We start from the raw sequence: 18,013 nt of genomic DNA on the forward strand, positions 1-18,013 counted from the left end.
TTCCTTACTACTCTGCCGCCTCGCCGACGCGCCTGTCAGCGGCAGGCTTGTCGTCCAGCGGATCGCGCGCAAAGCGCATGGTGACTTGGGTGCCCCCCGTTTCCACCGAGGCGAAGGCCATTTCGCCCCCATGTTCCTCGATGATCTTCTTCACAATGGCCAACCCCAGGCCCGTGCCCTTTTCACGCGTGGTGACATAGGGTTCGACAATGCGCTCCCGGTCCTGAGGCAGGCCGATGCCATTGTCGGTGATGGTGACGGTCACGCTGTCCTCGGCGCCGGTCAGCCCCAGGGTGATGCGTCCGCGATAGTCTTCGCCAGCGTTCTTCGCCTGAGCCTCGACGGCTTCGGTGGCGTTTTTCAGCACATTGGTCATGGCCTGACCGAACTGATGCCGATCGCAGGCGATGCGATCGACATCCTCGCCCGCCGTAAAGGCAAAGCTGATATCGGGCCGCGCGACCTCCTGAAGGAACATGGCCTGACGCGCCAGATCGGCGGGGTCCTCCGTGCGGAACACCGGCTTGGGCAGACGCGCGAAGGAGGAGAATTCATCCACCATCTTGCGCAGATCGCCCACCTGCCGGATGATCGTCTGGGTCAGTTCCTCGAACAATTCGCCATCGTCCACGATCTGGCGGCGATAGCGGCGCTTCAGGCGTTCCGTGGCCAGCTGGATCGGGGTGAGCGGGTTCTTGATCTCATGCGCGATGCGCCGCGCCACGTCGGACCACGCCGCCTGGCGCTGATCGAGCAGTTGGCGCGTGATATCTTCGAAGGTCAGCACCGCGCCCGAAAGATTGCCGGTGACCTTCACCGCCAAAGTCAGCAATTCGCTGCCCTTGGCATATTGCACGATGCCTTCATTGGCGGCAGGCCCCACCAGCCCGGCCAGCTGAGGCGCGATCTCGGCGAGAGGGCGACCCTCGGGCGGGCCGGCGTCGGCAGGGCGCAGCAGTTTCTGCGCCGAAGGGTTCATCAGCAGCACCCGCCCTTCGCCATCCAGCGAGATCACACCTGCCGTCACCGATTCCAGCACAGCTTCGATAAAGGCGCGGCGCTCGCCAATCTGCTGGTTGGCGCCGACAAGGGCCAGCGTCTGCCGCTCGATCTGGCCGGTCATGCGGTTGAAGGCGCGGTTGAGCAGGCCGATTTCATCAGACCCTGCCCGCCCCTGCACACGCTGGGCGAAATCGCCCGCGCCGACGCGCCGCGCGGCAGCCACCAGCTCGGCCAGCGGCTGCACCTGCTGATCGGCAAAACGCAGCGCAAACCAGACGGACAGGCCCACCAGCGCCAGCGAGGCGATGAACAGCGCCACGTTGAAGCGCAATTGCAGCAGGCGCGCTTTCTGCGTGAGCACCTGATAGGCACGCACGATGTTTTCGGCGCGGCGGCCCTGGCTGATCGCCAACAAGTCCGAACGGCGCGCGGTGAAGAGATAGATGCCGGAGCGACGGTCAATGGGCGTCACGGCCTCGATCCGGTCAGCATTGGACTTGACGACGATGTTCTCGCCGGCATCGATGCGCCGCACCACCTCGGGGTTGACCCAATCATGCGGCTTGTTGCTGGGATCGATAAAAGCGGCGGTGTTCAGCGCGCCATTGGCGCCCTTCTGCAGGATCGCCACCTCATCCAGCTTGCGCTGCACGACCTGATAAGCAAAGCCTTCCTTGAACTCGCGGCTGACGATCGGCGTGTGGGTGAGCGCATCGCGCACGTCATAGGCCATGGCTACGGTGTTGTCGGAAACGTCGCGCTGGCTCTGCTCATAATAGCCTTGCGCCAGCTTGTTGGCGTTTTCCAGCATGCCGCGCGAATTGTCGGAGAACCAGAACTCGCCGGTCGACTGGAACAGCCACGAAGCGCAGACCACCACCAGCAGCGTGGGCACTGCCGCAATCATCGAGAAGAGGAACACCAGCTGCACATGCAGCCGCCCCTTGGAACCGATGCTTTCCGCCGCGCGGCGCAGCGCCATGCGCCGCCCGATCAGCATCAGGATCGCCATGGCGGGCACCAGCATGCCGACCAGCAGCGTGGCCGTCAGCGCGGAGTTCAGCAGCTGGCCCTTGTCCGCCTGATCGGAAAGAACCAGATAGGCGGAAAGCGTCGCGGCCAGGAACGAGGCCAGCGCGATGCCTTCCAGCCATGGGAAGATGTTCACGCGCCGCAGATAGACCTGCGCCCTGCGCCACCAGCGGGGCGGCCATCGGCGCGTGGAAAGGGTCATATTCTGTGACATCGTTGCGCGCTTACAACACTGCTGTAGCGCGCTTGCAAGAAGATTTCGTCACAAACACGGCTTAACCACGGCGCCCGACCGCCTCGGCATCGATGGCCAGCTCGCCCAGACGCTTGCGCAGGGTGTTCCGGTTGATGCCCAGCAATTGCGCCGCGCGCAGCTGGTTGCCACCGGTGGCGCGCAGGATTTCGATGAAGAGCGGGCGCTCGAAAGCGGCCAGAGCCGTATCGTAAATCGTGCCGGGTTCGGGATTTTCCCGGGCCAGCCATTGCGGCACACAGGTTTCCAGATCCAGAGCGCGACTGGGCGAAGGCGCCGTGGCAACGTCCTCTTCCGTGCGCGCAGGTGCTGTCAGCAAAGGCGCCAGAGCGGCGGCATCGATCACATCCTCGCGAGCCAGCAGCGCCAGACGATAGATGAAATTGCGCAGCTCGCGGACATTGCCGCGCCAGGGCTGGCGGGCCAGCAGATCGACAGCGTCAGGCGCCAACTGGCGGCGCGGCAACCCTTCCGTGGCCGCCAAAGTCAGGAAATGGCGGGCGAGAGCCTCCACATCGTCAGCGCGTTCGCGCAGCGGCGGCAGGTTGATGGGCACCACGTTCAGGCGATAAAACAGATCCTCGCGGAACTGCCCCGCCGTGATCATTGGCATCAGGTCGCGGTTGGTGGCGGCGATGATGCGCGTGTCGATCCGCACCTCGTCGCGCCCGCCCACGCGGCGGATCATGCCCGATTGCAGCGCGCGCAGCAGGCGGGTCTGGGCCTGCATCGGCATATCGCCGATCTCGTCGAGGAACAGCGTTCCGCCCTCGGCCTGCTCGAACTTGCCGATGTTGCGGGCGACGGCGCCGGTGAAGGCCCCCTTCTCATGACCGAACAGCTCGCTTTCGATCAGCTCGGCAGGGATGGCGGCGGTGTTCACCGCCACGAAAGGCCCGGCGCGGCGGTGACCCAGCTGATGGATCGCCTCGGCCACCAGCTCCTTGCCGGTGCCCGACTCGCCAAGGATCAGCACGGTCAGATCATTGCGCAGCACACGCGTAATCATGCGGTAGACCGCCTGCATCGAGGCGCTGCGCCCCACCAGAGGCAGGCCCTGCCCGGCGTTCTCTTCCTCCAGCAGCCCTTGCGAGGAACCCGCTGCCGCTGCCTGACGCACCGTGCGCACCAGCTCGTCGATATCGAAAGGCTTGGGGAAATATTCGAAGGCGTCGGTGTCGCTGGCGCGCACCGCCGTATCCAGCGTGTTCTGTGCAGAGAGGATGATGATCGGCATATCGGGGCGCAAGGCGCGCACCCGGTCCAGCGACTCGATGCCATCGCCATCTGTCAGCATCACATCGGTGACCAGCGCGGCAAAGCGGCGCTCGGCCAGCAGGCGGTCGCGCCCGGCGATGCTGTCGCTGCGCGATACGGCAAAGCCGTCCGCCTCCAGCGCGGCGGTGATCACGATGGCGATGGATTCATCGTCCTCGACCAGCAGAACGTTCATCAACCTATGCCCTGCCTTTTGAAAAAGCGCCATTTTCCGGGGTTTGGCGTGTCATCGATGGCGACGGGCAGATGCAGGCGGAAATGAGTCCAGCCTCCCGCCTCGTCGCGGTCATGGGTGATGCGGCCGTTCATATCGCGCACCAGCTTGCGCACCAGCGCCAGCCCCAGCCCCTGCCCGCTTTTCTTGCTGCTGACGAAGGGCTCGAAAATATGGTCACGCATGGTCGGATCGATGCCCGGGCCATTGTCGGAGACGCGCACCTCGATGGGCAGGCGCACCGGAGAACCCTGCCCCGCCGAATGCAGCTGCAAGCCGCTGGCAAAACGTGTGCGCACGATGATCCGCGCACCTTCGGTCTTGCGGCAGGCATCGCGCGCATTGGAAAGCAGGTTGATCAGCACCTGCACCAGCCCATGCGCGCTGCCCAGCACCGATGGCAGCGAGGGATCGAACTCCTCCTCGATGCGCGGCGGAGCCTCGGTGGCGGCGGAGAGAATGGCGGCGGCGCGGCGGATCGCCTCATGCAGATTGCAGGGCGCCACAGGCTCGGTGGTGCGGCGGCTGAGCGTCTGCATCTGGTCGATCAGCTTGGCGATGCGGTCGACTTCGTCGGCGATCAGCAAGGTCATGGCGCGATCGGCGCCTTCCACCTTGCGGCCCAGCAATTGCGCGGCACCCTTGATGCCGGCCAGCGGGTTTTTGATTTCGTGCGCAAGAATTTCGGGCGCGCGAAGCACGCCTTCCTCATTGCCCGAGCCATTTTCACGCATGGCATCGGCAGCAAAGGAATCATGCAGCGTCATCACCAGCCAACCGGGGAAATCCGCCACCGGAGCCGCCGTGATATCCAGCCGCCGCACGCCATGGCCGACAAGCTGCACATCGATCTGTCGCGCGGAAACCGGGGCATCGCCCTCGGCCAGACGGCGCGCCAGGCGCGGCTCGCCCACATCGATCAGCGCCCCCAGAGCCTTGCCGACCAGACGACGGCTCGATTGGCCGAAAAACTGCTCTGCAGCGGGATTGACCTGAGCGATCATTTGCTCGGGCGCCAACACCACCACCGCCATGGGCAGGCTGAGCATCAGCTTGCGGTGATCGGGCCCCTCCCCGGCTGCGACCACGTTTATGCGGCCTGCGCCGGCTGATGGCCCTGCTCGATGAGCGGCATGTAGAATTCTTCCAGCGCCGCTTTCACCATATCCGGATCGTCGAAGAAGTTGACCCGGTTGCGGAACTCCGCCGAGCCATGCAGGCCCTTGGTGTACCAGCCCAGATGCTTGCGGGCCAGATTGACGCCGGTGACGGTGCCGTAATGCTCCAACATCAGTTCGTAATGCTCGCAAAGCACGGCGTATTGCTCGGCGAGATCCGGGGCATCCTTGCGCTCGCCGGTGGAGAGCCAGTGCATCACCTGCCCCAGCAGCCACGGGCGGCCATAGGCCCCGCGCCCGATCATCACGCCATCCGCGCCCGACTGCTCGACAGCCTTGGCCACATCGTCAATGGTGCAGATATCGCCATTGACGATGACGGGGATGTCCACCGCTTCCACCACATTGCGCACGAAGGCCCAGTCAGCCTCACCGCGATACATCTGGTTGCGGGTGCGGCCATGCACCGTGATCATCTTGGCGCCCAGATCCTGAGCGATACGCGCCAGTTCGGGCGCATTCAGGCTATCATGGCACCAACCCATGCGCATCTTGACCGTGACCGGCACGTCGACGGCCTTCACCGTCGCCTCGATCAGGCGGGTGGCCAGCGGCAGGTCGCGCATCAGCGCGGAACCAGCGTCACCGTTCACCACCTTTTTCACAGGGCAGCCCATGTTGATGTCGATGATCGCCGCGCCCTTGTCCGCCGACAGTTTCGCCGCCTCGCCCATCTGCTCGGGCTCGCAGCCGACGAGCTGCATCGAGACCGGCTCCTCCGCCGGGTCCCATGCCGCCTTCTGGATCGACTGGCGCGTTTCGCGGATGGCAGCCGGGCTGGCGATCATCTCGGTCACGTTCAGCCCGCTGCCATAGCGGCGCACCAGACGGCGCATCGGCAGATCGGTCACCGCCGTCATCGGTGCCAGAACGACCGGGCAGTCGATCTGAACGGGGCCGATATGGATCGGCTTGAGGACGGGCGGAATGGGTGTGCTGCTCATAAACCGGGCTTTGCCTAAAAAACAGGCAGCGCATAGTGGATTGCGCGGCAAGCAGCAAGCGTTTACCGGCCCGCCCGATGACGAGCGAAGCGAATCTCTCAGGAGTAGCGGCTCTGGTGGTTGCAGCCGGACAAGGGTTGCGCGCCGGGCAGCCTGTGCCCAAACAATTCGCGCCATGGCGCGGCAAACCGGTTCTGCGGCATTCGGTGGAAGCCCTGGCGGCTGCGGGTATCACCCCGATCATCGTGGCCATCCCCGAAGGCGCCGAAGAGATCGCCCGCGCCTGCGTGGCCGGGATCGATGGCGTGCGCTTTATCACCGGGGGCGAGACCCGCCAGCAATCGGTGCGTTTGGGGCTGGAAGCGATGCAGGGCGACGGCCCGCGACTGGTGCTGATCCATGATGCCGCCCGCCCGATCCTGCCCCGTGCGGTGATTGATCGCTTGGTGGCGGCGCTGGAAAGCTTCCCCGGCGCGATCCCGGTTCTGCCTGTGGTGGACAGCCTGTGCCATGCCGAAAGTGATCCGCGCGGCGTGAAAATGGGCGCTCCCGCCCGGCGCGAAGCCTTGCGCCGGGTGCAGACTCCACAGGCCTTTAACTATAATGACATTCTTGCGGCGCATCAGGCTTGGGCGGAGACGCCCATCGCCGGCGACGATGCTCAGGTGGCGCAGGCCCATGGGCTCGACGTGGCGCTGGTCGATGGAGATGAAGTCTTGCACAAACTGACCTATGCCAGCGATTTCGGAGGCGGCGAGACTCGTCCGCCCGTCCGCATGGGCACCGGCTATGACGTCCACCGTCTGGAAGATGGCGAGGAGCTGTGGCTCTGCGGCGTGAAGATCGAGCATCATCAGGGCCTCTCGGGCCATAGCGATGCCGATGTGGCGATCCATGCGCTGGTTGATGCTTTGTTGGGCGCGGTGGCGCTGGGCGATATCGGCAAGCATTTCCCGCCCAGCGACATGCAGTGGAAGGGGGCCTCGTCGGACCAGTTCCTTGCCCATGCGATGAAGCTGGTGCGCGAAGCTGGTTACCAGCTCGGCAATGTCGATGTGACGATCATCTGCGAAGCCCCCAAGATCGGCCCGTACCGCGATGCCATGCAGGTGCGTCTGGCGCAGATCATGGAAGTGCCCGAGGCACTGGTGAGCGTGAAGGCCACCACCACCGAAAAGCTGGGCTTTACCGGGCGCGGCGAAGGCATCGCCTGTCAGGCCGCTGCCGTGGTGGTGCGGGCGTGACGGTTCGGCGGGTCAGCAGGCGCCCCTTCTGCGCCCTCTCCGCCGCGCTGCTGGTGCTGGTGCCGGGTCTGGCCCGCGCTGCCGAGCCGCCTTGCCTCACTCCGCATGAGTTCAACTCGCTGGCCACCTATGCCCTGCCCAATGCGCTGAGCGCCACGGCGCAGCGCTGCTCGGCCAGCCTGCCGCCCGATGCGTTCCTGCGCACCGGCGGCCCGGGGATGATTGCCCGCTATGCCGCCGCCAAGCCCGGCGCATGGCCGGATGCGCGCAATGTGTTCCTGAAGCTGTCCTCGGGCCAGCAGGGCCCGGTCGGCGACATGCTTCGCAACATGCCCGATCCCCAGCTTCAGCAGATGGCCGATGCCTTTATTCAGGGCCTCGTCGTCGAGAAAATTCCCGCCGAGCGGTGCAGCAGCCTCGATAACATGCTGCGCCTGCTCTCCCCCCTGCCCGCCCAGAGCGCGGCAGACATCATCGGCCTCGCCATCGGTCTCGGTTCTGAGGCCGGGGCGGCGCGGGTCGGCAAGATCCAGATCTGCAAACCATGACCGACACCTCTCTCCTTCCGCCCGAGATCGTCGCGCTGGCTCAGCGTGTGATCGATGAAAATATCGCCGCGGGCCGTAAGGTGGCGCTGGCCGAAAGCTGCACCGGGGGCCTCGTTTGCGGAGCCCTGACGGAAATCGCGGGCTCCTCGGCGGTGGTCGAGGGTGGCTTCGTCACCTATTCCAACGCGGCCAAGCATCGTCAGCTGGGCGTGCCGCATGATATCATCGACACCTTCGGCGCGGTCTCTGTGGCCTGTGCTTGGGCGATGGCTCAGGGCGCGCTCAAGCATTCGGACGCCGATGTGGCGGTGGCGATCAGCGGCATCGCGGGGCCCGATGGCGGCACGCCGCAAAAGCCGGTGGGTCTGGTGGTCTTCGCCAAGGCCGAGCGCGGGGCGACCGATGTTGTCGCCGAAGAGCGTCATTTCGCGCCGACAAGCCGCGCCAGTGTGCGCGCCGATGCGGTGAAGGTGGCGCTTGAGCTGCTGCTGCCCAACGGCGCTGAAGCTACCGTGGAAACGGGTGGCGACTATAATATCTGAAGCTCGATCCGGAATGGCTGGCTTGCGGCCATTCTGGATGGATGAACATCGTCAGACGATCTATGATCAGCCGAAATGGCCGGTCTTAAGTTTATAGGCGTTATAGATCAGAAACACGGCCAGCACGGTCCCGAAGATCGCGATCTGGCGGATGATGCGTAACTTCTTTTCTTGCGGCGTCATAAGGCTCTCCGTCTGTGACAATGATCGTCTGCCGCAGGACCTAACAGCAGGGCAAGCCGACCGGAAGCCCATCAGGACCTCCGCTTTCACAGTTCAACGCTGAAAAAGCCCGACTCGCGTGGCCGGTTGGGGATGGGGCGCCGCAAGTTCAGCGCCCCGCACATCCCTCAGACTGCTGGAGCGCCGTAAAGATCGGCGGCGCGCGCCTCGAAAGCCTCGACCATCTTGCGGAAAGCGCGGTCGAAATACTGGCCCGCAATGCTTTCGAACAGAGCGTTGCGAAAGCTGAAGGTCACGTTGAAATCCAGCTCGCAGCCGCCGTCCACGTCACGGAACTCCCAGCGGTTGTCCAGATCGCGCATCGGCCCGTCAACATAATGCACGGTGATGGTGTTGGGGCGTTCCTTCAGCACCTTGCTGGTGAACTTCTCGCGCAGCATCTTGAAGCCGACCAGCATGTCGGCGATCATCTCATGGCCATCGTCGCTGCGCACGCGGGTGGCGACCACCCAGGGCAGAAACTCCCCATAACGCGCGACATCGGCAACCAGATCGAACATCTGCTGGGCGCTGTAAGGCATGCGCCGCACTTCATGAATGCCCGGCATGTTACTTGCTGCCCGCCAGCGCGGCCTGAGCCGCCTTCTTGGCCAGTTGCGCCTCACGCGCAGCGCGCATTTCGGCGAAGTCCTCACCGGCATGGTAGGACGAACGGGTCAGCGGGCTGGCCGCCACCTGCAGGAAGCCCTTGGCCCGGGCAATCGCGCCATAGGCGGCGAAAGCCTTGGGAGTGACGAACTCCTTCACCTCGGCATGCTTGGGCGTGGGGCGCAGATACTGGCCCATGGTCAGGAAATCGATGCCCGCGCTGCGCATGTCATCCATCACCTGATGGACCTCCAGACGCTCCTCACCCAGACCCAGCATGATGCCGCTCTTGGTGAAGATCATCGGATTGTGGCGCTTCACCTCCTCCAGCAGACGCAGCGAGGCATAGTAACGCGCGCCGGGGCGGATGGTGGGATAGAGGCGGGGCACCGTCTCAAGGTTGTGGTTGTACACGTCCGGCCCTGCCGCCACGATGGCCTCGATCGCGGGCAGCATCTTGTTGCGGAAGTCCGGCGTCAGGATCTCGATGGTGGTGCCCGGCGTATTCTTGCGCAGCTCGTTGATCACCTTCACGAACTGGCCCGCGCCGCCGTCCGGCAGATCGTCACGGTCGACCGAGGTGATGACGATATGCTCCAGCCCCAGCTTGGCGGCAGCCTCGGCCACATGGGCGGGCTCCAGCGGATCGACCTTGCGCGGCATGCCGGTCTTCACATTGCAGAAGGCACAGGCGCGGGTGCAGACATCGCCCAGGATCATCACCGTGGCGTGCTTCTTGGTCCAGCATTCGCCGATGTTGGGGCAAGCGGCCTCTTCGCAGACCGTGTTCAGGCTCAGCTCGCGCATCAGGTCGCGGGTCTTGCCATATTCCTTGCTGACCGGCGCCTTCACGCGAATCCAGTCAGGCTTGCGCTGGATGGCGGGGCGTTCAGGGTTCTGTTCGGCGGGCTGAGGCGCGGTCGAGAGGTCGTTCATGTGTGCCAGATAGGCGCATGGCGGCCAGCTTGCCAGAGGAAAAGCGTCTTAAGACTTGCACGCAACGCAAGCCTGCTTGCACCAAAGGGCACTGATCCCAAGCCACCTCTTGCATGGGGGCCGTTCTGATGGATAAAAAGCGCCCATGAGCACGGACGCTACCCCCCCACTCGACCGCCTTCTGGCCGGATACCGCCGTTTTCGCGAATCGGGCTGGAACCCGCATCGCGATCGCTGGCAGCAGCTTGGCGAAGGCCAGCAGCCCGAGGTGATGGTGATCGCCTGTTCGGACAGCCGGGTCGATCCCTCGCAGATTTTCGATGTCGATCCGGGCGAGATCTTCGTGGTGCGCAATGTGGCCGCCATGGTGCCGCCTTTCGAGACGACGCCGGGCCTGCATGGCGTTTCCGCCGCGCTGGAATTCGCGGTGCAGGTGCTGAAGGTGAAAGAGGTTTTGGTGCTGGGCCACGGCCTGTGCGGCGGCTGCAAGGCGGCGCTGTCTCAGGATCTGCACGGCACCGAACCGGGCGAAGGCGGCTTTATCGCCAACTGGATTTCGCTGCTGGATGAGGCCCGCGGGCCTGTCGTGGAAAAGTACGGCACCAAGGGTCGCGAGGCCGAGCGCGCGATGGAACTGGCCGGGGTGAAGGTCAGCCTTGAGAATTTGCGCAGCTTCCCCTGCGTGCGGAACAAGGAAAAGAGCGGCGAACTGAAGCTGCGCGGCGCCTTCTTCGCCATTTCCGATGGTGTGCTGCATGTGCTGGACGAAGAGAGCGGCGAGTTCGCTCCGGCAAGCTGAAGGCGTCACGCTGGACAGGAAAAAGGGCGTCGGGCAACCGGCGCCCTTTTGCTATGCGGGCACAGCCTGTTCCAGATCAACCCGAACGCAATCGCGCCCATCGCGCTTGGCGCGGTAGAGCGCCAGATCGGCCCGCTCGATACAGGTGGCGAGCAGATCGCGCGGGCCGATTTCCACCGCGCCGAAGCTGGCAGTCGGCATGGGGAAGCCAAGCGCTTCATCCTCCTGATCGGCAGAGAGGGTGACACGCAGGCGGTTCAGCAGATCGCTGACCTCCCTTACATTCACGCCCGGCAGCAGCAGCACGAATTCCTCGCCCCCCGCGCGGGAGACCAGATCGCCCTGACGCAGCCCGGATTGCAGGCGGCGGGCAAATTCGCTGAGCGCCAGATCGCCCGCAGCATGGCCAAACCGATCGTTGATCGACTTGAAGTGGTCGAGGTCCACCACCGCCACACAGACCGGCGTGCCACTGCGGCGGCATTGCGCTTTAACCCGCCTTGCCGCTTCCTCGAACCCGCGGCGGTTGAGCAGGCCTGTCAGCGGGTCGACAATCGCCAGATGGCGCATGCCATGGGCAAGGTCCTCGGCCAGCAGGAACAGGGCGAACAGGCCGATCCCGGTTAGACTGGCGGGGACGCCCAGCACATAGACAGCGTGGTAAAGATCGGTGCTGAGCGTCCCCCACGGGTCGGTCATCAGGCCCAGAATGGTGAGCGCGCCGAAGAAGGCCATGAACAGGCTCATCATCGCCAATGTGGTGCGGCCTTGCGCCAGTTCCCGCTCCGGCCCCCGGCGCAGGGCGCGGATGGAAAAGAACAGCATCGCCACCGCATAGGTCGTAACCACGGGATGATGCACAGGCTTGGCCGGATACAGCACCACCAGCACGCCGCAGCCAACCACCATGATTGCCAGAGTGCCCAGCAGCCAGCGCTTGTCCCGCAACCCGCTGCGTTCGCGAAAGCCCAGCGCGACCAGCGTCGCCCCCGTCAGCGAGGCGGTGCAGGAGACCAGATTGGCCACGGTATGGCTGCCGGAGGTCAGCAGCCGCATCGCCATCAGCGTGTGGTCCAGCGCGATCAGGGCGAAGGCACAGGCCCAGTAGGTGGCATGACGCACACGTCCAAAGCGCTGAAAAGCGGCAATAAGCGCGATGGCGAGAAGCAGGCTGGTGCTGGCGACGCCGAAAAATGCAAGCGCAAGAACGGTCATGACGAGCATCTAGCAGGATCGCGGCGCGATCCAAAGGCCTCTGACCGGCTTTACGCAAGTTTACATTTGAAGGCTCGCGTTTTTCAGAAACAAATCAATAGACATCGCGCAGATAGCGTTTCGACTTCTGCATGGCGGCAAGGTAATCGCGGGCACTGGTGTCGCTCATGCCGCCATGCTGGGCGATGATCTGGCGCAGCGCCTTGTCGACATCCTTGGCCATGCGCGAGGCGTCACCGCAAACATAGACATGGCCGCCCTCATCCAGCCAGCGCCACAGTTGCGCGCCCTCCTCGATCATGCGGGTCTGAACATAGATCTTTTCCGCCTGATCGCGCGAGAAGGCCAGGCTCAGGCGCGAGAGATGGCCGCTGCGGATCCAGCTTTCGATCTCCTCGCGGTAGTAATAGTCGCTGGCTTCATGCTGCTCGCCAAAGAACAGCCAGTTCCTGCCGCGCGCACCGCTGGCCTGACGGTCATGCAGAAAGCCGCGGAACGGCGCGATGCCCGTGCCCGGCCCGATCATGATAGCAGGCGCCTCGGGATCGACAGGCGGGCGGAAATGCGCCGAGGGCTGCAGGAAGATCCGGCATTCCTCGCCTTCCGCGCGGTCGGCCAGAAAGCTGGAGCAGACCCCCATCCGCGTGCGCAGATCCTGCATCCAGCGCACCACAGAGACGGTCAGCTGCACCTCGTCGGGCTGAACGCGCGGGCTGGAGGAAATCGAATAGAGCCGGGGTTGCAGCGGCTTCAGGGCATCGACCAGTTCCTGCGCCGAGAGCTTTATCGCCGCGCCATGCAGCACATCGGCCCATTGACGGCCCCACAGCCAGTTGTCGAGCTGGGCCTTGTCCCCCGCCAGCAGAGGCACGACATCGGCCTGCGGATCGCTCTGCGCCACCAGCTCCAGCAGGGGCCGCGTGACCTTGGTGATGTCCAGATGATAGGCCAGCGCCCAGCCGAGCGGCATCTCGCCCTTGCCCGGCAGGATCACGGAGGCCATGGCATCCAGTTCCAGCCGCAGCAGCACCTCCGCGATCAGATCCGAGCAATTCACCGGCCAAACCCCCAGCGCATCGCCGGCCTCATAGGTCAGCCCGCTGCCCACCAGATCGAAGCCGAACTGCCGTACATCCTTCTGTGAGGACGATCCGCTCAGGCGCCGGTTGGTAATCAGCCGTGTGGAAAGCGGTGCCTTGCGATCATAGATTGCCTGATCGGATTTGGGCGCGGCGACGGCAGCGGCAGGTCGTTCCATCACGGTCAGCATGCCGCCCAGATCTTCCGGTTCAGGGGCGACAGGCTGTGGAGGGGCGACCTCAGGCCCTTTGTCCGGCTCGCCGCCGCCGGTCAGGCGGGCCGCTACCTTTTCCAACCAGCCTTGGGCTGCATCCTCGCCATCGGGTTCGCAATCGACGCGCTCAACCAGACGACGCGCGCCCAGCGCTTCCAGCCGCGCATCCAGCTTGCGACCGAAGCCGCAGAACTGATCATAGCTGGAATCGCCAAAGGCCAGCACTGCGAAGGACAGGGCCTCCAAGCGGGGGGCAGCATCCTCGCTCAAGGCGTCCCAGAAGGCGCTGCCATTGTCGGGCGCATCGCCGTCGCCGAAGGTGCTGGCCAGCAGCAGAGCATGGCTTGTTTCCGCCAGATCGCCGGGCTTAACCTCATCCATGGCTACCAGCTTGGGAGCCAGCCCCTGATTGCCCAGAAACGCCGCTGCCTTTTCCGCGAAAGCCTCGGCATTCCCGGTTTGAGAGGCCCAAAGCACCAGCACCTCCTTCAAGGGAGTGCCAAGCGGAGCCTCCACCACCGCCCCGCCAGCCTCACCTGCCATCGACTGGGGCATCGTCCCCGCCCGAGACACCATCCCCGCCAGCAGCCCATTGACGAAATTCAACTTCGCTCCGGCAATCGGCGCCGTGGCCGGCACCACCGGCATGCTGCCCGGCGCGGCGGCGCCCGGCATCCTCAATCCCGCCGTAAAGCCGGAGAGATAATGCTGCTCCTCCACCGAAAAATCGGGGATCGACCGGGGCAGCCCCAGAACATCGACAAGCGCATCGGCAAGGGCATGAGGCATAAGGGTAAAGTCCCGTGAGGTGGCTTCAGGGATGGCTGTCTTGGCGGGCGCTGTGTCTGGCTCGGCCTCGGCAGGGCCGGAAAGCCGGGTCAGCGCCACGGCGGAGAATTTGAACTCCGGCTGCATCGAGATCGGATCGATGGCATCGCTGGTGACCGCATTGATCGCCAGATCCTCACCAAACACATCGTTCCAGTGGAAGGGCGCAAACGCATTGCCCGGCCTCACCCGATCCGTCACCACGGCGGGCAGCACCGCCCGGCCCCGGCGTGAGCGGATTTCCACACGGTCCTTTTCGGCGATGCCCAGCGCATTGGCGTCCTCGGGGTGGAGTTCGATAAAGGGGCCGGGGTTCAGCTTGTTGAGCGTGGGCACCTTGCCGGTCTTGGTCAGCGTATGCCACTGGTGCTGCAGGCGCCCGGTGTTGAGGATCAGCGGGAAGGTGGCATCGGGCATCTCCGCCGCGTCCATATGCGGGCGCGGCAGGAAGAAGGCCTTGCCCCGCTCGGTGGGGAAGGCGATGGCAGGGGCCACGCCATCCTCGCCCTTGCGCAGCTTCTGGCTGATCCCGTCATTGAGGTAGCGGACCGGGTTGCGGTCTTGCTCCGCTTCGGGGGCGCAGGGCCATTGCAGCGGCGTTTCGCGCAGGCGATCATAGCTGGCGCCGCGAATGTCATAGCCGGTCTTAGGGTTCCAGAACTGGCGGATTTCCTCGAAAACCTGCGAGGCATCGGCATAGGTGAAGCCCTGCTCATACCCCATCGCGCAGGCAACCCGCGCGATGATCTGCCAATCGGCCATAGCCTCTCCGGGAGGGGCCACCGCCTGCTGCATCAGCGTCATATTACGTTCGGAGTTGATCATCACCCCTTCCGCCTCAGCCCATAGAGCGCCGGGCAGAATGATATCGGCATAGCGGTTGGTCTCGGTGTCGACGAAAGCGTCCTGAGCGATCACCAGTTCGGCCTTCTCCAGCCCGGCGATCACGGTCTTGCGGTTGGAGACACTGGCCACCGGATTGGTGCAGATGATCCAGCAGGCCTTGACCTTGCCCGCCGCCATATCCTCGAACAGGGCGATGGTGCCCTTGCCCGCTTCCTGCTTCAGCGTGCCCGGAGCGATCCCCCATGCCTGTTCTACAAAGGCGCGATCATCGGCGCTGAGCGTGGCCCGCTGTCCCGGCAGGCCCGGCCCCATATAGCCCATCTCCCGCCCGCCCATCGCATTGGGCTGGCCCGTCAGCGAGAAAGGCCCGGCGCCGGGGCGGCAGATCGCGCCCGTCGCCAGATGGAGGTTGCAGATGGCATTGGTGTTCCAGGTGCCATGGGTGCTCTGGTTGAGGCCCATGGTCCAGCAGCTCATCCAGTTGGGCGCGGCGCCGATCATGGCGGCGGCTTGACGCAGGTCTTCCTCGGCAATGCCGGTGATCTGCGCGACCTTGGCGGGCGGGTAATCGGCCAGAAACTCCGGCATCGCCTCCCAGCCTTCGGTGTAGCTGGCGATGAAATCCGGGTCGGTATGGCCTGCCTCATGCAGCAGGTGCAGCAGTCCGTTCATCAGCGCCAGATCGCTGCCGGGCTTTACCTGAAGGAACAGATCGGCCTTCTCCGCCGTGGTGTTGCGCCGCGGGTCGACAACGATCAGTTTCGCCCCCGCCTTCACCCGGTCCATCATCCGCAGGAACAGGATCGGGTGGCAATCGGCCATATTGGCGCCGATCACGAAGAACAGATCGGCCTTGTCGAAATCCTGATACGATCCCGGAGGGCCATCTGCCCCAATGGAAAGCTTGTAACCGCTGGCCGCGCTGGCCATACAGAGGCGCGAATTGCTCTCAATGTTGTTGGTGCCGATAAAGCCCTTGCACAGCTTGTTGGCGAGGTACTGCGCCTCCAGCGACATCTGGCCCGAGACATAGAAGGACACTGCATCAGGCCCGTCGCGGTCGATGATGGTGCGCAGGCCCTGGGCGGTGCGGGCGATGGCCTCGTCCATCGGGATCGCGCCCTGATCGCTGCCAGCGGCGAGACGGGCATAGGCCTTGTCGGCCCGGCCCGGCGCGGTGACGGGCACATTGCAGGAGCTGCCCTTGGTGCAGAGCCGCCCGAAATTGGCGGGGTGACTCTTGTCGCCCGAGATCTTGGTGATCCGCCCCTGCTCGACCTGCATGACGATGCCGCAACCCACGCCGCAATAGGGGCAGACGCTCTTCACCTGCCTTGCGGTGTCTGCCTTGATCGTCGCGGTTTCGACAGTCACGGTGGGCCCCAAACACAAAAAACGCCACCGAACGCAGCCCTTGGGCTGGATCGATGGCGTCGTTGCCATATCGTCAATCAGGCCCTTTGCAGGGCGGAAACTCCGTCAGGCGTCATCGCACTAACGAACCCGATAATCCTTTCACAGATGAGCCTGGGCCGCAAGCCCCTTTGTGCGGCGCAGCATCCCGCGTTTCACGCCGCTTTTTCAGGCGTTTTCTGTCTCAATACGACATTTGGCCCAGCTCCGAAGCCGCGCATCACAGAAAAGCCCAGCGCGCCCAGCACCACGACGACGTCATTGGCGATCGAACAGCCAATCCCTTGCAGAAAACCGCTGGCAAAGCCAATCAGCCCCGATTGATTGGCCCCTGCTCCAAGATCGGGCAGCACCCCGCTTGCCACAGCCAGCCCCATCAGCACCGAGGCCGGAAGCCAGAAACAACTGCTCAGCGTGATCCCGATCCGGCAGACCGAGCCCAGGGTCAGGTCGGAGAGTCTCAGGTCAGACAGGCGCGGCGTATGGGCATTGTCGATCATGGCATCCCCTTTGAAAGCAAGGCTCATGGCGGGCGTGAGGCCTGTCAATCTGCCCGCGATCAGCCGATGCGCTGGCCCGCCAGATTGACGCGAATATACGAAACGTATATGTTCCACATATTATAGCAACCGGAGGCCCCCATGGGCATAGTCAAGATCGACGACCAGCTTCACGAGGACATCCGCCGCGCCAGCGCGGTGATGTGCCGCTCGATCAATGCGCAGGCGGAATTCTGGATGAAGATGGGGATGCTGGCGGAGGCCCACCCTACCCTCACGTTTCAGGACATCGTCAAGATCCAGTTGGAACAGGCAAACATCACTCTGCCCTCCCCGGATGCAGTGGCGGCCTGACCATGGTCAAGACTGCGGAAGAATTGGCGCTGATGCGGATCTCTGGCCGCCTGCTGGCCCGCGTTTTCGAGATGCTCGATACGCTGGATCTGGCGGGTCGCTCCACCATGGAGGTCAACGATCTGGTCGAACACTTTATCACCGTCGATCTGGAGTCGCGCCCGGCCAGCAAGGGGCAATATGGCTTCAAATATGTGCTGAACTGCTCGATCAACCATGTGGTCTGCCATGGCGTGCCCGACGAAGAGGCGATCATCCGCGACGGTGACATCATAAACCTCGACATCACGCTGGAAAAGAACGGCTTTATCGCCGATTCCAGCAAGACCTATATGGTGGGCGAGGTCAACCCGGCCGCGCGCCGTCTGGTGCGTGTGGCGCAGGAGGCGATGTGGCAAGGCATCCGTCAGGTTCGCCCCGGCGCCACGCTGGGCGATATCGGCCATGCTATCGAGCGACATGCCAAAAAGCACGGCTATACGGTGGTGCGCGAATATTGCGGCCACGGCATCGGGCGCGAGATGCATGAGGAGCCCAATATCCTTAACTACGGCCGCCCGGGCACGGGTCAGAAGCTGAAGGAAGGCATGGTCTTCACCATCGAGCCCATGGTTAATCAGGGCAGCCGCATGGTCGAAACCGAGGACGACGGCTGGACGGTGGTGACCAGAGACAACAAGCTCTCGGCCCAGTTCGAGCACACCGTGGCGGTGACGAGTTCAGGCGTCGAGGTGCTGACCCTGCGCGCTGACGGTCAATGAG

The 18,013-nt window shown here is 64.2% G+C and carries 15 protein-coding genes; 6 read left to right on the plus strand and 9 right to left on the minus strand.

Annotated features, from left to right (window positions below; translation table 11 throughout):
* Positions 1-7 precede the first annotated feature (7 nt).
* The 4 genes from HGK27_RS09110 to dusB form a co-directional block, all read right to left on the minus strand.
* Positions 8-2,236: a sensor histidine kinase gene (locus tag HGK27_RS09110; protein WP_241126969.1), complete on the minus strand. Its 2,229-nt coding sequence runs from the start codon at positions 2,234-2,236 to the stop codon at positions 8-10.
* A gap of 73 nt (positions 2,237-2,309) precedes the next feature.
* Positions 2,310-3,740: a sigma 54-interacting transcriptional regulator gene (locus tag HGK27_RS09115; RefSeq protein WP_206240241.1), complete on the minus strand. Its 1,431-nt coding sequence runs from the start codon at positions 3,738-3,740 to the stop codon at positions 2,310-2,312.
* A complete protein-coding gene (locus tag HGK27_RS09120) occupies positions 3,740-4,867 on the minus strand; it encodes a two-component system sensor histidine kinase NtrB (RefSeq protein ID WP_322099026.1) in 1,128 nt (375 codons plus the stop codon). The genes HGK27_RS09115 and HGK27_RS09120 overlap by 1 nt, the downstream gene beginning before the upstream one ends.
* 2 nt (positions 4,868-4,869) lie before the next feature.
* Entirely contained in the window at positions 4,870-5,901 is a 1,032-nt protein-coding gene (gene dusB, locus HGK27_RS09125; RefSeq protein WP_206240242.1) for a tRNA dihydrouridine synthase DusB, read from the minus strand.
* 77 nt (positions 5,902-5,978) lie between these two features.
* Here dusB and HGK27_RS09130 point away from each other — a divergent pair, with 77 nt between their 5' ends.
* The 3 genes from HGK27_RS09130 to HGK27_RS09140 are packed head-to-tail and all read left to right on the plus strand — an operon-like array spanning position 5,979 to position 8,235.
* Positions 5,979-7,145 carry a bifunctional 2-C-methyl-D-erythritol 4-phosphate cytidylyltransferase/2-C-methyl-D-erythritol 2,4-cyclodiphosphate synthase gene (locus tag HGK27_RS09130; protein ID WP_206240243.1) on the plus strand — a complete coding sequence of 389 codons (1,167 nt, stop codon included), beginning with the start codon at positions 5,979-5,981 and terminating at the stop codon, positions 7,143-7,145.
* The gene (locus HGK27_RS09135) at positions 7,142-7,693 is read left to right on the plus strand and encodes a hypothetical protein (protein ID WP_206240244.1); all 552 of its coding nucleotides are present in this window, start codon (positions 7,142-7,144) and stop codon (positions 7,691-7,693) included. The genes HGK27_RS09130 and HGK27_RS09135 overlap by 4 nt, the downstream gene beginning before the upstream one ends.
* Positions 7,690-8,235 (plus strand): CinA family protein, encoded by a 546-nt coding sequence (locus tag HGK27_RS09140; protein ID WP_206240245.1) that lies wholly within the window; start codon positions 7,690-7,692, stop codon positions 8,233-8,235. Before HGK27_RS09135 ends, HGK27_RS09140 begins: the two co-directional genes overlap by 4 nt.
* Before the next feature lie 350 nt (positions 8,236-8,585).
* On the opposite strand, the gene HGK27_RS09145 is transcribed toward HGK27_RS09140, so the two are convergent.
* Both HGK27_RS09145 and lipA read right to left on the minus strand, forming a co-directional pair.
* Complete coding sequence (locus HGK27_RS09145) at positions 8,586-9,026, minus strand: type II toxin-antitoxin system RatA family toxin (protein WP_206240246.1); 441 nt, start codon at positions 9,024-9,026, stop codon at positions 8,586-8,588.
* Position 9,027: 1 nt separating this feature from the next.
* Entirely contained in the window at positions 9,028-10,002 is a 975-nt protein-coding gene (gene lipA, locus HGK27_RS09150; protein ID WP_206240247.1) for a lipoyl synthase, read from the minus strand.
* A 145-nt stretch (positions 10,003-10,147) separates the two neighbouring features.
* Here lipA and HGK27_RS09155 point away from each other — a divergent pair, with 145 nt between their 5' ends.
* Positions 10,148-10,801, plus strand: a complete 654-nt coding sequence (locus HGK27_RS09155) for a carbonic anhydrase (protein WP_206240248.1) — start codon at positions 10,148-10,150, stop codon at positions 10,799-10,801.
* A gap of 51 nt (positions 10,802-10,852) precedes the next feature.
* Here HGK27_RS09155 and HGK27_RS09160 read toward each other — a convergent pair whose 3' ends face one another.
* From HGK27_RS09160 to HGK27_RS09170, 3 genes are all read right to left on the minus strand, one after another.
* Positions 10,853-12,016 (minus strand): GGDEF domain-containing protein, encoded by a 1,164-nt coding sequence (locus HGK27_RS09160; protein ID WP_206240249.1) that lies wholly within the window; start codon positions 12,014-12,016, stop codon positions 10,853-10,855.
* A gap of 94 nt (positions 12,017-12,110) precedes the next feature.
* Positions 12,111-16,358: a bifunctional nitrate reductase/sulfite reductase flavoprotein subunit alpha gene (locus HGK27_RS09165; protein ID WP_241126971.1), complete on the minus strand. Its 4,248-nt coding sequence runs from the start codon at positions 16,356-16,358 to the stop codon at positions 12,111-12,113.
* Between the two features lie 194 nt (positions 16,359-16,552).
* Positions 16,553-16,897: a hypothetical protein gene (locus tag HGK27_RS09170; RefSeq protein WP_206240251.1), complete on the minus strand. Its 345-nt coding sequence runs from the start codon at positions 16,895-16,897 to the stop codon at positions 16,553-16,555.
* Positions 16,898-17,038: 141 nt separating this feature from the next.
* Here HGK27_RS09170 and HGK27_RS09175 point away from each other — a divergent pair, with 141 nt between their 5' ends.
* Positions 17,039-17,251, plus strand: a complete 213-nt coding sequence (locus HGK27_RS09175) for a ParD-like family protein (protein ID WP_206240252.1) — start codon at positions 17,039-17,041, stop codon at positions 17,249-17,251.
* Positions 17,252-17,253: 2 nt separating this feature from the next.
* Positions 17,254-18,012: a type I methionyl aminopeptidase gene (map, locus tag HGK27_RS09180; protein ID WP_206240253.1), complete on the plus strand. Its 759-nt coding sequence runs from the start codon at positions 17,254-17,256 to the stop codon at positions 18,010-18,012.
* The last annotated feature ends 1 nt before the right edge of the window (position 18,013 follow it).

Origin of the sequence: Novosphingobium terrae (assembly GCF_017163935.1) — a bacterium.
Classification (GTDB): domain Bacteria; phylum Pseudomonadota; class Alphaproteobacteria; order Sphingomonadales; family Sphingomonadaceae; genus Novosphingobium; species Novosphingobium terrae.